The organism is Ruminococcus flavefaciens, assembly GCF_900119075.1.
In the GTDB taxonomy this organism is placed as follows: Bacteria; Bacillota; Clostridia; order Oscillospirales; family Ruminococcaceae; genus Ruminococcus; species Ruminococcus flavefaciens_Q.
On the sequence record NZ_FPIP01000007.1, the window covers coordinates 81,435 to 96,091 of the forward strand.

Consider the following 14,657-nt stretch of genomic DNA (forward strand, 5'->3'; position numbering starts at 1 on the left):
GATTATGACCGCACTTTTAGGGTGCGGTCTCGGATATTATTTTCTGTTTTCTGACTGAATATTGGTATTTATCGCTTCTTCGATAGTGAGGTGTTCCCTCGGCATGAGGAAGCGGTTCACGAGCTTCAGCACAAGATACACAAAGACCGCCGATATTACAGTGTATACCCAGACTCTCAGCGAGACTCTGACGAATATGCGTCCCACATTTTCGTACTCCCATATCTGGTAGTAGAATTTATAGTCCAGCCAGCACTGTATGTATGATACCACGGTGGCAATTATCATGTAGTTTATGAAACGGTCCTTGAGATAGAGCTCAAAGAGCAGATTTGCCAATATACAGAAGAAAGTGAGCACCACAGCGTTGTAGCCGAAAAGCTTGCCGCAGCAGATATCGGTAAGAAAGCCGCATACAGCTCCCGTAACGGCTGAGCCGTACATATTGTTGTTTACGGCAATGCCGATACTCAGGGGGACAAGTATCATGGGCTTGTAAAGGGTGCCCGAGGTCATGATGATGAAGCTTACGAAAATGAGCAGGTAGTACAGTACCCAGCGCAGAGTTGTCTTGAAGCGCAGGATATGCTGCTCACGGGTAGTTCTAATCCTCATTCTCTTCGTCCTCCTTCTTGCCGCTGAAATCGGTTATAACGATGACAGAGGTAAGACGGTTTACGTCCACACATGGCTGTATATCGGCACAAACGGAGAGTCCGTTGGAGTCGAAGCCTATCTCTAAGATAGTGCCTATGGGGTAATCCTTTGGGAAGAGACCGCTGTTTCCTGCGGTTATCATAAGGTCGCCGCGCTTGAGCTTATTCTTCTTGGGGACGTGAATGAGCTTGGTCTGACCGTTCTCGGAGGAGAGCACATTGCCCTCGATAATGCCCTGATCGGCATTGGAAGATGAAGCCACAGCGGCTACGGAAAGGTCAGGAGAGAGGATAGTTCTCACGGTGGCAACGTGCTTTGAGACGTCAACGGTTATGCCCACAAGTCCCTCTGAGGTGACTACGGGGCAGTTCGGCTTTATTCCATCTGCCGAGCCCTTGTCGATAGTAAAGGACTTGAAAGGATCGTTGGTCACATAGCCCAGCACCTTACAGGGCTGAGAAAGCATATAGTCCTCATGCTCTTCTTTTATGGAAACGAACTTGCGGAGCTCCTCGACTTCTGCCTTTATTGCATCGTATTCAGTGAGCTGAGCATTGAGCTCGCCTATCTGCTTTTTGAGCCTTTCGTTTTCCTCGATATACTTATCCGCGTTGGTGAGCTTATCCACGGTGTGCTCCATTTTACGGCTTATGCTGTTTGAAGCTGCGCGGAACGGCTTGGTCACTGTGTTGATGAAGGAAGCTCCCGAAACGGAATAGCCGCCTCTTGTGACGGCATAAACCATCATGCCCACAAGAAAGGCGAGAAAACCGACCATGACCTTGAATCTGGTGCTTTTCAAAAAATCACGCATGGAGCCTCTCCTTAATAGTACTTGACGTTTTCAGTGAGAGCGTCCTGATAATCGCTGATATTTTCCAGTATCTTGCCCGTACCCTCGGCAACGCAGTCCAGCGGGTACTCCGCGATATACACAGGCATACCTGTCTCGCGGTTTATGAGCTTGTCAAGACCGCGGAGCAGAGCGCCGCCGCCTGCAAGAGTAATGCCGTGGTCGATGATGTCTGCGGAAAGCTCGGGAGGAGTTTCCTCAAGAGTGGACTTTATAGCGTCGATGACTCTTGAAAGGGGCTCAACGAGAGCGTCGCGTATCTCCGCAGAGGTAACGGTTATATTCTCGGGGAGACCGTTGAGAAGATTTCTTCCCTTTATCTCCTGAGATTCCTCCTTTTCACTTGGGAAAGCAGAGCCGATATCAAGCTTGATATTCTCGGCAGTACGCTCGCCGATGAGGAGGTTGTACTTCTTCTTGATATAGTTGATGATAGCCGCGTCGAACTCGTCGCCTGCACATCTTACAGAACGTGAAGCAACGATACCGCCCATAGATATAACGGCTACCTCACTGGTGCCGCCGCCGATATCAACTATCATGCTGCCTGCGGGCTCGTTTGTGGGGAGACCTGCGCCGATAGCGGCAGCCATAGGCTCCTCGATGATGAGGACGTTGTTTGCGCCTGCCTTTTTGCAGGATTCGCGGACAGCACGTCTCTCAACGGCAGTAACGCCCGAGGGGATACATATGATGACATTTGCCTTTGTGAAGAAAGTGCCCTTGAGAGCCTTTCTTATAAATTCCTGAAGCATGGTGGTGGCAATGTCAAAATCGGCGATAACGCCGTCTTTAAGCGGTCTTACGGCAACGATAGAGCCCGGGGTGCGTCCGATGACGTCCTTGGCTTCCTTACCGACGTAGCGGCATTTATCCGTTCTGGTATTTACGGCAACTACTGAGGGCTCTCTTATTATTATACCCTTTCCCCTCATATATACAAGGGTATTAGCAGTACCGAGGTCAATGCCAATATCTTTAGTAAACATTTTGCAGCTCCTTAAATTTTGCTATATTTCTATAAATTACATTCAAAGTGAATTATATCACAGTTTATGTGATATAACTGCCCGATACGCAGGGAGCAGAGCTTTGGTATGCGTATCTGTGGGGGCACATAAGATAATTATATCACTATCGGGAAATATGTACAAGAAAAAATCACAAGAAATTTCCCATATCCGCGTTTTTAGTGTAATACGGTAACTTAGACGCGGCAAGGTGATAAAAAACTGTCGAAAAGGACGATAAACAGCGGTTATTAACCTGAGATCACCTTAGGAGCAGTCTTTATGTAAGCATAGATAGCTATAGCGATGAAAATTACCTGCGCAACGCTTATGCTCATTGAGATACCGAATGTAAGCACAAGGATATCGGTGTCGATGAACTTGTCAAGGTTCAGAGCAAAGCTTCTGGAATAGCCCAGCCATGCGAATGAGCCTGAGGCTACATTGCCGAGAACTCCGCCGAGAACGCAGGCGCAGATGAGAAGAAGCAAAAAGTAGAGTGTCTTTTTCATAATAATATCTCCAATCTTTTGTTATTCATATTTCAAATGCCTGACGAACCGAAGCCGCCTGCGCCGCGCTCTGTTTCAGAGAGTTGGTCGCTGACTTCGATCTCGGGCATTAAGATACTTGTAGGGATAAGCTGAGCTATACGCATACCGTGCTCAACGGTAAAGGGCTCCTTGCCGTGATTTATCAGGGGCACGAACCATGCTCCGCGGTAGTCGCTGTCAACCACGCCCACGCAGTTTGCAAGGGAAACGCCGTATTTCGACGAAAGTCCCGAGCGCGGATAGATGAGCAGCGCGATGTCCTCGCGGTCAGGCTCGGCAGTGATACCGAGGGGGATCATTTTTATCTCTCCTGCTTCGATAGTCACGGGAGCGTCAAGGCAGGCGCATAGGTCAAGACCTGCGCTGCCGCTTGTAGCCCGAGAGGGGATTATCGCCCTCGGATCAAGCTTTTTAAAGGTAAGTTTCATTATTGTATACCTCTGTAGTAAAGTCCGCGGGTGATGTTTCCCTGCGGCTTGCGTCCGCTGAGTGCGGCTCGCACCTCCTCGGCGGTCTCGTCCGAGAGATAGACCACGCCGAAGGATATATTGCGTATCTCGTCAAGTCTGTCAGTCATGCATAGCCTGTCCGCATTGAGCACCTCAGCGTAATCCTTGTTACAGACTACGGGGAGCTCCCTGCCTGTGCGGTCAATGAGCTTTTTCGTGCATTTACCGCAGCCCACTTCATTTTTTATGGGACAGTTTCTCGTCAGCATAAGGGGAAGTCTGCCGTAGACTACAGCTCCCAGCGGCAGATTCGGGACGGTATCCGCTATCTGCTCCAGAGTAGCCTCCACTGAGAATACGCAGTCCTCAAGCCCGAGAATGCTCAGTATTTTCACACTGTAGGAGTTGAAAGCATTCAGAGTAAAGCTGCCGTGGAGCTTAAAACCAAGCTCCTTTCCCATAGCTATACAGTCGGGAGTGTGGCAGTAGAGCCTGTCTATACCCATAGCTTTCAGCTGTTCAAGTCTTTTCCTGAGCCCGTTCTCGTCGGTTATGAAACGGGGCGGAGCAGCGATTATCTTGTCACTATCCACGCCGCCGAGCATTTCACCGCTGATGATATTTTCGGGCACTATTACGTACTCCGACAGCTCAGCAGCCGCCGATACCTGTTCTGGTGTGCGGCAGTGAGTCCTTAACGGCAGCTTAGTCCTTTCAGGGGGAGCTATAGCCGTCAGACCTGGCTTGAAATCGGAAATAGTATATTTTGGAGTATTCTTTTCTATGATAAGCTCTGTCAGCTTTTCAGTGACAGTTCTGCGCAGTTCGTTGAGCTTTCCTGCGGGGACTATAAGTCCCTCGTCAATATCGGCAGTAAGCTTACCGAAGCTGAATACCGTGTCGCCCAGCTTTGAGAGCTGTTTTGTGAGAGCATCACAGTCTGTAGGGCGGTTCAGAGCCTTTTCGGGAACATCTCCCTGTGCATAAGCCGAAACATCGCCGCATACAGCGGTTATCACCACGGGCTGTCCCTCTTTTATGACAGCGTGAAAATCGGCTGTATAAGCCTTTCCCTCGAAGCGGTAGAGCTCATGTATCTTTGGGATAAGCTCATGGGCGGAGATAACGTCGTCCTTTTCGCGGACTCCGAACATATCCTGCCTTTTGCCTGTAAAATAGCCGTCCGTGAAGCCGCCGCGTGAGAACACGCCGCGCAGGAGCTTCATATCGGGAGCTTCTCCGTCAAGAGCTGCTTTCAGCTCATGTACTGCGGAAGCCACATACTCGGGGCGCTTCATTCGTCCCTCTATCTTGAATGAGTCCACGCCCATGTCCGCAAGCTCACGGGCATAGGGGAGAAGCGACAGGTCTTTCAGCGAAAGTGCAGCCTTGTCCCTGTTTCCAACAGCGGAAAAGGGCAGTCTGCAAGCCTGTCCGCAGCCGCCGCGGTTAGCGGAGCGCGAGCCTATCATTGCCGACATATAGCACTGTCCCGAAACGGACATACACAGAGCGCCGTGAACGAATATCTCGGTCTCTATGCCTAAATCGCAGATACGGGAAATAGTCTCCCTGTCAAGCTCTCTGGCAGGAACAACTCTTGCATAGCCCAGTTTTTTGAGCATTGCCGCGCCTGCGGCTGTATGCACCGACATCTGAGTAGAGCCGTGGAGTACCGCGTCGGGAACGCAGCGGCGTATCAGAGCCGCACAGCCCCAGTCCTGCACGATAAAGGCGTCAACTCCGCATTTTGCGGCAGCCTTTATGTAACGGCAGAAGTCCTCGGCTTCACCGTCGGAAATGACCGTATTCACGGCTAAATCAAGCTTTGCACCGTATTTGTGGCACAGCCTTGCAGCCTCCTCTATCTCATCAAGTGAGAAGTTTGTGGCGCTGCTTCGCGCCGAGAAGCGCTTTCCGCCGATATATACGGCATTTGCGCCTGCTCTCAGAGCTGCACGGAGAGTTTCCATGCTGCCTGCAGGAGCCAGTATCTCGGTAGGCTTCATTAAATGCTGTCGCTGAGCTGCTTGAGCTTGACCATATTCTCAAGCTGGATTATCTTGGATTTGAGCACCTCTATCTCCTTCTGTGCAGCGTCGCGCTCGATACGAGTTCTGCCAGCCTCGTCAACGTACTCCTTAGTCTGGTCGCGGATATTGTCAAGGCGCTGGTTAGCCTTGTTGAGGTCATCGAGGAGAGCCAGCGACACCATTATTGAAGCAGCATAAGGCGAAGAGCCGCTTGCTGCGGTGATCTCGTTTATCTTGGTTTCAAGTGCTCTTGCGAGAGCAAAAACGTAGTTAGGAGCTTCTGCAGTTTTTATTTTGTACTCCTTGCCGCAGATGATAACTTTTACTTCATTAAGCATTTGCATCGTCCTTTCCGTGGTGTAAATTTAACCACCTTACATTATACACTATTTTTCGCAAAAAGGGAAGTGTTTTTTGAAAAATATTTATTTTTAGTGCTTAGTTGTTAGTAATTAGTGAGTAGTGAGTAGAAAGTAGTGTGTAGGGGGCGATGCCTACATCGCCCCGCTAATAAATTACGGGCTGATGTGGGCATCAGCCCCTACTGCCTCTGGACTCCGCCAAAGGAACACAGTCCCTTTGGAATCCCGTTCATATGTGCTGTAAGCGATGTACGATTATCGTTTATGATAAAAGTAAGCGAGTTTACGAGCGACAACGTGGCAAGGGTGCAGCGTCACGCTGCTCAATAGTAGCGCTTCAAGCCTATGACCTTTCCGAGAACTTCCACCTCGTCCACGATGATGGGTTCCATAGTTGGATTCTCTGGCTGTAGACGGTAGTGTCCCTTTTCCTTGAAGAAGCGCTTTACGGTAGCCTCCTCGCGGTCGATGAAGGCAACGACTATATCGCCGTTTTCTGCGTAGTTCACGCGCTTTACGATGACTATATCACCGTCGAGGATACCTGCGTCTATCATGCTCTCGCCGCGTATTTTCAAGGCAAAGAGCTCCTGCGGATCAACGCCGGGAGCTTCAAAGCCGATATAGCCTGTGATGTCCTCAACGGCTGTGATAGGCTGACCTGCGGTAACTGTGCCCATAACGGGAACAGAGGTAGTGCCGCTGTTGGGCAGGCGCAGGGTGCGGTTGAGGTTGCCTGTTTTCTCGATGAGTCCCTCACGGACGAGAGTCTCTATGTAGCGGTGAGCGGTGGACGTGGACTTAAAGCCCATAGCGTCCATTATTTCTCTTACAGAGGGGGACATTCCGTCGCTGAGACGGGATTTTATATAGTTGAAAACCGCTATTTCCTTATCTTTCAGCATATTATTTCTCCTCCGAAAGCTTTTTCAGTATCATTTTTGCTATCTTGTAGGCGTCTCCGCAGCCGAGAGTGATAACGAGGTCGCCCTCCTGTGCGTGTTCGCAGACATAGTCGCATATCTGCTGGAAGTTTGCGTACTTACGCTCGTCCGTCCACTCTGCGGACTCGTCCTGCGGGAACCATATGCAGTTCGGTATCTTTTCCGCAAGGTGGCGTGTGAAGATACCGTAGGTGTTCTTCTCACGGCTGCCCATGATATCTGTGAGAACAGCGTGGTCGGGTATCTGTAATACTCTTGCGAAGTCGTCCAGCAGGAGCTTGGTACGGGAGAATGTAAAGGGCTGGAAAACTGCCCATACGTGATTGAAGTTCATTTCCATAGCCGCATTGAGGGTAGCTTCAAGCTCTGTGGGGTGGTGAGCGTAGTCGTCAACTACGGTTATGCCATTTTCAAAGCCCAGCTTCTCGAAGCGGCGCTTAGCTCCGCGGAAGTCCTCAAGACCTTTCTGTATGAACTTGAAATCCACGCCCACATAACGGGCAGCAGCAACTGCTGCAAGGGAGTTGAGAACATTGTGTATTCCTGCAACATGGAGAGTTACAGTTCCCAGCTTTTCGCCCTTGTACATAGCGTCATAGGTGGTGAGGAGACCGTTCTCGTGCTTTACGTTCTCAGGATAATAGTCGCAGGAGCTGTCCTTGCCGAAGGTGATTATCTCCTTGCCGCTGATACCCTCCAGAGACTTCATGGAATTTGCGTCAGAGCCGTTTACGATAATGCACTTTGAGGTGTTCTCGTTGAATTTATGGAAGGACTTGATGATATTTTCAAGTGTTCCGAAGTAGTCAAGGTGATCGGCGTCGATGTTGAGTATAACGGATATGTCGGGGAAGAATTTAAGGAAGTGATCCTCGAACTCGCAGGACTCGCAGACCATGATATCACTTTTGCCTGCAATTCCGCTTCCTCCTATGCAGGGGAGCTTTCCGCCGATATATGCGGAGAGGTCAACGCCTGCGGTGTAGAGTATCTGTGTGATCATTGATGTTGTGGAGGTCTTGCCGTGAGTTCCCGAAACACAGATAGCGTTGTCGTACCAGCTCGTTACTATACCGAGGAGGTCTGCACGTTCCAGCACGGGGACTCCGCTTGCTCTTGCGGCAACAAGCTCGGGGTTGTCAGCCATGATAGCGGCAGTGTGTACAATAAGGTCTGCGCCCTCGATGTTCTCGGCTCTCTGACCGATAAATACGGGGATACCCATTTTTCTTACTGCGTCGAGAGTTTCTGTCTCGTTGTTGTCAGAGCCTGTCAGGTAGTAGCCCTGTGAGTGGAGTATCTGAGCGAGGGGGTACATACCCGAGCCGCCTATGCCGATGAAGTGAATGTGCTTTTTTCCGTTTAAGATATTGATATCCAAAATGATCACCTTTCTTAAATAAATGATATACTGACGGTAGCGTAAAGCTGCCGATTATCAACGCTGAGGATAGAATATGCAGTTTTCACCGCATATACACGAAATAATAATAATATTTTCGCCTTTATTTTGCAAAATAGCTTGCATTTTTACGGAAAACAAGTTATAATAGTTTATAGGTTTACTTACTGTTTGAGTTTACTGTTATAACAGTAAACTTTATTGACGTTTAATGCTGACATTTTTATTGTACAGAAATAAAAATACAAACAAGGAGAATAGCTTATGGAAATTACAGATGTAAAGATCAGAAAGATCATGTCCGAGGGCAGGCTCCGTGCGGTAGTATCCCTGACTATCGACGATATGCTCGCTGTACATGATATCAAGGTCGTACAGGGCGATGAGAGGCTTTTCGTGGCAATGCCCAGCCGCAAGGACGAAAACGGAGTTTTCCGCGATATCGTTCACCCAATTTCATCCTCTGCAAGAAAGCTCTTTGAGGAGACTATCCTCGAGGCTTACGAGAGACAGCTTGCTGTCATGGAAGCCGAGGAAGCTGAGAATGCTTCCGTCGAAGCTGAAGAATAAAACAGAAAACTTACCGTGACCTGCCGAAAAGGCAGGTCTTTTTTATGCTCCTGTTATATCCCTAAGATACGTGCGGCTTTCAGGATAGTCACCTGAGTCTTGCCGTCGCGGATAGTTCCGTCCATTACCTGCTTTACAGCCTCTGCAAGAGGAATGCGCTCCACGTCGAGAAATTCGTCGGGATCGAGATTCTGACTGCTGAATGTAAGCCCCTTTGCAAGGTACATATAAGTTACTTCGCTGTTATAGGCAGGAGTGGGGAGCATTTCTCCAAGATATACGTACTCTGAGCAGGTATAGCCTGTTTCCTCCAGAAGCTCGCGCCTGCCGCATACTGCGTGGTCCTCGCCCTTTTCAAGCTTGCCTGCGGGGACTTCTCTTGTTACTGTCTGGAATGGGTAGCGGAACTGCTTGACGAGGAATATCTCGTTGTTCTCGGTTATTGGGATAACGCATACTCCGCCGTGGTGGTGGAGAACATCGCGGACTGCGGTCTTGCCGTTTTCAAGCTCCGCTGTGTCGTGAGTTATAGTGAAGATAGGTCCCTCGTATTTAAGGTCGCTTGTGAGTGTTTTTTCCTGTAAATGCATTATTTTCTCTCCTTTTTGAATAGGCTGTCGCAGTATTGCTGCGCCGCCTGTATCTTTTCACATGATGTGTAATCGTAGTAGTGCTTCATATCGCTGAGTCCGCCGCGCTTGCGCCTGAATATGAGGACGTATATAACAAGCACAGCCGCCGAGCAAAGGCTTATTATGATGCCTGTGCGGAGATATGGCGTTTCGTAGCGGAAAACGATAGTATTTTCGCCTGTGTCGGCTCTTACAGCCATGAAGCCCTCGTCAACGCGCTCAACATCGGCAGGAACGCCGTTTACCTCTGCTGTCCAGCCCTCGCTGTAGGGGACGCTGAAAAATACCAGCTGAGGCTTGCTCAGGTCGATGACCGAGGTAAAGCCGTGAGAATCATAGGTGAATTTCTTTGAGCAGCACATACGCTTTTCTTTGCAGAATACAGTGTACGTGTTCCGCGACAGAGCCGAAGAAGCAGGCATTTCGTATTCGGTAAGGATATCGCTGTATTTTTCCGCCTGTTCGTCGCTGAGCACAAGAGCTTTCATAAGCACGTTCTGGCGCTGGAGCTTTGATTTATTGTCAGCGTCGGATTTTTTTACGTACTTGTCATAGCCGAAGCCCATGGGGATATAGAGCTGGTTCTCGTATATCTCGAAGTGTTCGTTCTCGCCGATATACTTGAAGCTTGGCAGCTCGTCGGGGATTATCACCCTGCTGGTGTCCTCGTCGTCGCTTGCCGAAGTTTTTGACGAAGGCTCGGGCTCGGCTGAGCTTTGCATGCTTGCGGACAGGAGCTCCTCATAGCTGCACCCCTTGGTCTTTTCCTTGTAGTAGTACTTTACGGAGAAAAGTCCGCGGAGAGGGTAATTGCTCAGCTCCGCACGGGAGGCAACATCGCGCTGTATGCCGATGAAGCTGTAGAAATCCATGATAGAGGTGGAGACAACGCTCTGGAAAGCTCTCATTGAGGGCAGTCCCCATATCATGGGATAGTTGTCACAGTCCTCGGAAATATCGATACGGAAGAAATTATCCTCTGTGACCTTTTCGTATACACCGTCGCCGCCCTCGATAGCAGCGCTTATATACTTCCGTGAGTCTCCGATAGTGTTGGCTCCGTAGAGAGAGGTCGTTATTATGCAGATAACAGAGGCGGCAGCGGTGACTCCCACCATGAATCTTGTGCTGAGAGTGCCTTTTTGCTTGCGCCGTAGTATGAAGAATGTGCATATGAGGAATACTACCGCCACACCAATGGTAAGATAGAAGTAAAGCACGTCGTCTGCCATTGTGAAGAGCTTTGCCTTTTTGCCGTCCTCGGGCTTTGCAGGGAAGACACCCATGACTGCCAGTGCAGCAAGCATGACTGCACAGAAGCGCAGTCCGAATTTGCAGTCGCAGTTCTCGTCGTCAAGAGAGTGGGCAGTCATCATAGCCATGATAAGTATCGGCATATAGAACCAGCGGGCGTAGTAGTATGAGTTTGCCGCTTGGAAGAGGCTGTTGAGTACGGGTATAAGTGCGAATATGCCGCAGCAGATGAGCAGCCTTGCCGCCCAGTGCTTTTTGTGCATTCGCATAAAGGAGAGAACTCCCACCATTGAGAACAACGGCAGATATCCGCCGATAGAAGCCCATTTTTCGTAGTCCGATCTGAGCAGATTCGGGTATGCAGGGGGATCCGACGGCATAAAGAAGGTCTGGATTATCCTCGGGATAAGGGTTTTGTCGTAGTACGCCACCATATCCGCACCGTAGGCGTGTTCGCTTATCCTGTAGTTCCCCATGAGCGCCATAGCCGACGGGAGCAGTATAAACGCCGCCATAAGGGAGCCGATGACTGCTTCAAAGACCAGTCCGAAGAACTGCTTCCATGAGGTGTGGAAATCCTTGCACCTCATTCGGAACAGATAGTAAAGAACCAGAAATACCGCCTGACCTGCGAAGAAGTAGTAGTTCACGCAAGCCATGAGCGCCACGGAAAGCGCAAAAACGCCTTTTCTGCGGCAGTTTATGTTCTCCTCCATAGCAATAAGCATGAGAGGGAAGAATGCGGTAACGTCCTGAAAATGGTTGAAGAAGATGTTATACACCTGAAATCCCGAAAAGGCATAGAGCAGAGCTCCTGTGAGAGCGGCGTTCTTGCCGCGGACGAATCGGCGTATATAAATGTATGCTGTCAGCGAAGCGAAGCCGTGCTTCATAGCCAGCAGGAAAGGCATGGAGTAGATTACCAGTCCTCTCGGAAGTATGGTGCTGAGCCAGAAAAACGGGCTTCCGAAAAGATAGAACGAATAGGACGTCATGAAATCGGAGCCTAAATCGGTGAACCAGTTCCAGCCGAAGCTGCCGCTGCGAACGGTGTCGTTTGCGAGGCTGTAAAATGGTATCTGCTGGGCGTTGTAATCGCCGAAATATATGAAATATCCGCGCTCGGTGAGCATCATTGGCAGTGTGGTCAGGAGCATGACGATGAAGCCGATGAGAAACGCAGACAGGTATTTTTCCTTGTAAGAGCGTATATTACCGCAGCTCTTTTTCACAGTGTTTTCCTCCGTAAAATTAGATATACATATTGATTATATCATATTGTCATAAAAAAAGCAACAAAAATCGAATATATTTTCGCGGCGTGGAGCCCACGCTTTAAAAGTTGAGAGTGGAGAGTGAAGAGTTGAGAGTTAATGTGTTCGCTCCGCTCACCTTAATTAAATAATGTCGCCGCAGGCGACTCCGCAACTTTCAACTCTCAGCTCTTCACTCTCAACTCTCAACTAACAAACTCGGTTTGATAGTGTGAAAAACTTGCTTTATTTTATAAAGTATGCTATAATAAAAAGAATGCTACTATAAATCAATGAAGGGAACATGAAATGGAAGTTTACCTTGATAATGCGGCGACAACAAAGCCCTGTCCAGAAGCGGTTGAGGCGGCGGTGTCAGCTATGACCGTGAATTACGGCAATCCCTCGTCCCTCCACAGAGCAGGGCTCAACGCTCAGCTCGTCGTGGACGGCGCAAGGAAAGCCATTGCCGACAGTATCGGCGCAGATAAAGAATGCATATATTTCACCTCGGGAGCTACTGAGAGCAACAACCTCGCTCTCCGCGGAGCTTCTGCGGCTTACGGCAGAAAAGCCAAGAAAATAGTCATCTCAGCAGTGGAGCACGCCTCTGTTGAGGAGACTGCCGCTGACCTTGAGAAAAAAGGCTTCGAGATAGTCCGCGTTTCTCCCCGTGAGGACGGACGCTTCTATGCGGCGGACTTCGTAAATGCCTGCGGCGAAGACACCTGCCTTATCAGCATGATGTATGTCAACAACGAGACAGGTTACATACTTCCTGTTAAGGAGACTTTTTCGGCGGTTAAGCGCCGTTATCCCAATATGATCACACATACGGACTGTGTGCAGGCTTACATGAAGCTGCCTGTAAAGGCAAGTGCGCTCTGCGCCGACCTTATTTCCCTCAGCGGTCATAAGATACACGGCGGCAAGGGAGTGGGAGCTCTTTACATCAAAAAGGGAGTCCGCGTACTTCCCGTTATCACAGGCGGCAAGCAGGAAAAGGGCATACGCTCGGGTACTGAGAGCGTTCCCATGATAGCGGCTTTCGGAGCGGCTGTGAAAAAGCTTGTCCCCGCTATCACGGAGCGTTATGAAAAAGTGGGCGGACTGAAAAAGTATCTGCTCGACAAGCTCAGCGGAATCGAGGGCGTTGTTGTGAACTCTCCCGAGGACGGTTCACCCTATGTGGTGAATATCTCGGCGGTGGGAAAGCGCTCGGAGATAATGCTGCATTTCCTTGAAAGCAAGGAGATATACGTGTCCAGCGGCTCGGCTTGTTCAAAGGGACAGCAGAGCGGAGTTCTGGGACAGTTCGGCATACGTGACAAGCGTGCGGACAGCGCTCTGCGTATCAGCATGACCGCGGAGACTACAGAGGCGGAGCTTGATATTTTCTGCGAGGCTCTCCATGAGGGAATTGAAAAAATCAGAGGCTGATATATTTATATTATAATAGTATAGGAGAAGAATATGAAAGAACTGATACTTGTAAAATACGGCGAAATGGCACTGAAAGGTCTCAATAAAAAGACCTTTGAGGATATGCTCATAAAGAACATAAAGCGCAGACTGAAGCCCCTCGGTCACTTTCAGATGACCAGTGCTCAGTCCACAACATATATAACTCCTCTTGACGAGGATATCGACCTCAACGAAGTCTCAGACAGAGTGGGCAAGATTTTCGGTATCGCTACCTACTGCCGCGCCTGCGTATGCGAGAAGGACTTCGAGGATATCTGCAACAAGAGCTATGAGTATCTCGACGAGGTGCTGAGCTGTGCGAAGACATTCAAGGTCAACGCAAAGCGCTCCGACAAGGCTTTCCCCATGAAGTCGCCTGAGATATGCATGGAGCTGGGCGGAAAGCTTCTTGAAAAGTTCCCGCACCTGTCCGTTGATGTCAAGAACCCCGAAGTTACGGTAACTGTTGAGATACGCGACGAGAACGCCTTCGTTCATGCAGAGAACATCAAGGGAGCAGGCGGACTTCCCGTTGGCAGCAGCGGAAAGGCTATGCTTCTTCTTTCGGGCGGTATCGACAGCCCCGTTGCAGGCTATATGATGGCAAAGCGCGGCGTTCACATCGCGGCTATCCACTATGTCAGCCCTCCCTACACCTCCGAACGAGCACAGCTCAAGGTAGAGGAGCTCTGCCAGAAGCTTACCGACTACTGCGGAGGAATCGCATTCTACTGTGTACCTTTCACTGAGCTTCAGGAGGCTATCAAGGACAACTGCCCCGAGGAGTTCTTTACTATTATAATGAGAAGACTCATGATGGAGATAGCTCAGCGTATCGCCGCAAAGGACAACTGCCTTGCCCTTATCACAGGCGAGAGCGTCGGACAGGTGGCAAGCCAGACAATGGCGGCTATGGTCTGCACAGACGCGGTATGCCGCATACCTGTGTTCCGTCCCTGCGTTGGTATGGACAAGACCGAGATAATCGAAATTGCGCGTAAGATAGACACATTCGATATATCTGTACAGCCCTATGAGGACTGCTGCACCGTGTTCACTCCCCGTCACCCGAAGGTAAGACCTCAGCTTTCGGACATAGAAAAGGCACAGAACAGCTTCGATTTTGAACCGCTTATACAGAAGGCTGTTGAAAACACAGAGATGAAGACCTTTAATTTTGGAGATTGATTTTTTAAGTATTTCACAAATCAATCACTTAA

Annotated in this window: 14 protein-coding genes; 3 read left to right on the plus strand and 11 right to left on the minus strand. The window is 49.6% G+C overall.

What is annotated here, in order from left to right; genetic code table 11:
- Positions 1-36: 36 nt before the first annotated feature.
- The 9 genes from mreD to murC all read right to left on the minus strand — a co-directional run bounded on the left by mreD (position 37) and on the right by murC (position 8,243).
- A complete protein-coding gene (gene mreD, locus BT105_RS10665) occupies positions 37-615 on the minus strand; it encodes a rod shape-determining protein MreD (protein ID WP_072300734.1) in 579 nt (192 codons plus the stop codon).
- On the minus strand, positions 605-1,471 hold the full coding sequence (gene mreC / locus BT105_RS10670; RefSeq protein WP_072300735.1) for a rod shape-determining protein MreC: 867 nt from the start codon (positions 1,469-1,471) through the stop codon (positions 605-607). The genes mreD and mreC overlap by 11 nt, the downstream gene beginning before the upstream one ends.
- Before the next feature lie 11 nt (positions 1,472-1,482).
- Positions 1,483-2,499: a rod shape-determining protein gene (locus BT105_RS10675; RefSeq protein ID WP_019678277.1), complete on the minus strand. Its 1,017-nt coding sequence runs from the start codon at positions 2,497-2,499 to the stop codon at positions 1,483-1,485.
- A 272-nt stretch (positions 2,500-2,771) separates the two neighbouring features.
- Positions 2,772-3,032 carry a DUF4321 domain-containing protein gene (locus BT105_RS10680; RefSeq protein ID WP_037325051.1) on the minus strand — a complete coding sequence of 87 codons (261 nt, stop codon included), beginning with the start codon at positions 3,030-3,032 and terminating at the stop codon, positions 2,772-2,774.
- Positions 3,033-3,064: 32 nt separating this feature from the next.
- Entirely contained in the window at positions 3,065-3,502 is a 438-nt protein-coding gene (gene dut, locus BT105_RS10685) for a dUTP diphosphatase (RefSeq protein ID WP_072300736.1), read from the minus strand.
- Positions 3,502-5,532, minus strand: a complete 2,031-nt coding sequence (locus tag BT105_RS10690) for a U32 family peptidase (protein WP_072300737.1) — start codon at positions 5,530-5,532, stop codon at positions 3,502-3,504. Before BT105_RS10690 ends, dut begins: the two co-directional genes overlap by 1 nt.
- Positions 5,532-5,894, minus strand: a complete 363-nt coding sequence (locus BT105_RS10695) for a cell division protein ZapA (RefSeq protein ID WP_024862118.1) — start codon at positions 5,892-5,894, stop codon at positions 5,532-5,534. The genes BT105_RS10690 and BT105_RS10695 overlap by 1 nt, the downstream gene beginning before the upstream one ends.
- Positions 5,895-6,241: 347 nt before the next feature.
- Positions 6,242-6,823, minus strand: coding sequence for a transcriptional repressor LexA (gene lexA / locus BT105_RS10700; RefSeq protein ID WP_072300738.1), 582 nt, complete (start codon positions 6,821-6,823; stop codon positions 6,242-6,244).
- 1 nt (position 6,824) lies between these two features.
- Positions 6,825-8,243 carry a UDP-N-acetylmuramate--L-alanine ligase gene (murC, locus tag BT105_RS10705; protein ID WP_072300739.1) on the minus strand — a complete coding sequence of 473 codons (1,419 nt, stop codon included), beginning with the start codon at positions 8,241-8,243 and terminating at the stop codon, positions 6,825-6,827.
- Positions 8,244-8,528: 285 nt separating this feature from the next.
- Between murC and spoVG the strand changes: the two genes are divergently transcribed.
- Positions 8,529-8,834 carry a septation regulator SpoVG gene (spoVG, locus tag BT105_RS10710; RefSeq protein ID WP_072300740.1) on the plus strand — a complete coding sequence of 102 codons (306 nt, stop codon included), beginning with the start codon at positions 8,529-8,531 and terminating at the stop codon, positions 8,832-8,834.
- Positions 8,835-8,887: 53 nt separating this feature from the next.
- Here spoVG and BT105_RS10715 read toward each other — a convergent pair whose 3' ends face one another.
- On the minus strand, positions 8,888-9,424 hold the full coding sequence (locus BT105_RS10715; RefSeq protein ID WP_072300741.1) for an NUDIX domain-containing protein: 537 nt from the start codon (positions 9,422-9,424) through the stop codon (positions 8,888-8,890).
- Positions 9,424-11,952, minus strand: coding sequence for a YfhO family protein (locus BT105_RS10720; protein ID WP_072300742.1), 2,529 nt, complete (start codon positions 11,950-11,952; stop codon positions 9,424-9,426). The genes BT105_RS10715 and BT105_RS10720 overlap by 1 nt, the downstream gene beginning before the upstream one ends.
- Before the next feature lie 330 nt (positions 11,953-12,282).
- On the opposite strand from BT105_RS10720, the gene BT105_RS10725 reads away from it, so the two are divergent.
- Together BT105_RS10725 and thiI are read left to right on the plus strand one after the other, a co-directional pair.
- Positions 12,283-13,413, plus strand: coding sequence for a cysteine desulfurase family protein (locus BT105_RS10725; protein WP_072300743.1), 1,131 nt, complete (start codon positions 12,283-12,285; stop codon positions 13,411-13,413).
- Between the two features lie 33 nt (positions 13,414-13,446).
- The gene (gene thiI / locus BT105_RS10730; protein WP_072300744.1) at positions 13,447-14,625 is read left to right on the plus strand and encodes a tRNA uracil 4-sulfurtransferase ThiI; all 1,179 of its coding nucleotides are present in this window, start codon (positions 13,447-13,449) and stop codon (positions 14,623-14,625) included.
- Positions 14,626-14,657 lie beyond the last annotated feature (32 nt).